A 253-nucleotide genomic window follows, 5' to 3' on the forward strand; every position below is an offset into this window, starting at 1 on the left:
GGGAAGCTGAATCTGCAGAGAGATCCAAGCCGTTCTGCGTTATTTGATGTTTTGGTTGTTTTACAAAACCAGGGTCAATTGAATAATCTAAAAAGCGAAGAACTCAGAGACCTTGAGATGGGGCCTTATGAATTTTCTAATGCAACAGCCCAGTTTGATATTAGTTTTACTTTCATCGAATCAGAGGGATTGAGTTTAATAGTTTCTTATAATACCGATATCTATGAGGAGTATCTGATAGAAAGAATGTTTA

At 36.4% G+C, this 253-nt stretch carries 1 protein-coding gene; it reads left to right on the forward strand.

The features are described 5' to 3' along the window. The coding region (locus tag DM397_RS00130) for a condensation domain-containing protein (protein ID WP_162615408.1) at window positions 1–253 on the forward strand (253 nt) is incomplete at both ends.

The sequence above is a fragment of the Flavobacterium nitrogenifigens genome, from assembly GCF_003254565.1.
Taxonomy (GTDB): Bacteria; Bacteroidota; Bacteroidia; order Flavobacteriales; family Flavobacteriaceae; genus Flavobacterium; species Flavobacterium nitrogenifigens.